Genomic DNA, 243 nt, shown 5'->3' on the forward strand with positions numbered 1-243 from the left:
GTGGGTTTTGGTGAAAAAATACTGCTACCACTGCTGGATGAGTTTGGTGAGTTGTATCCAGAGATTGTACTAGATGTCAGTCTCAGTGATGAATTATCCGCATTGGGACGTGACGATGTCGATATTGCGATTCGCGGTGGTTATGCGCCAAATGAGCGAGTGCTTGCCATTAGGCTCATGGATAATGGCTTTATACCGGTTGCGTCGCCCAGTTATTTAGAGATGCATGGTGTACCTAGTCAT

The 243-nt window shown here is 46.1% G+C and carries 1 protein-coding gene; it reads left to right on the forward strand.

Annotated elements, in window-relative coordinates; all coding sequences use genetic code 11:
• Window positions 1-243 (forward strand): LysR substrate-binding domain-containing protein (locus SB725_RS33415; protein WP_410923724.1); only part of this gene is annotated, 243 nt, incomplete at both ends.

This window comes from Pseudomonas sp. SIMBA_041 (genome assembly GCF_046535095.1).
Classification (GTDB): Bacteria; Pseudomonadota; Gammaproteobacteria; order Pseudomonadales; family Pseudomonadaceae; genus Aquipseudomonas; species Aquipseudomonas mucoides.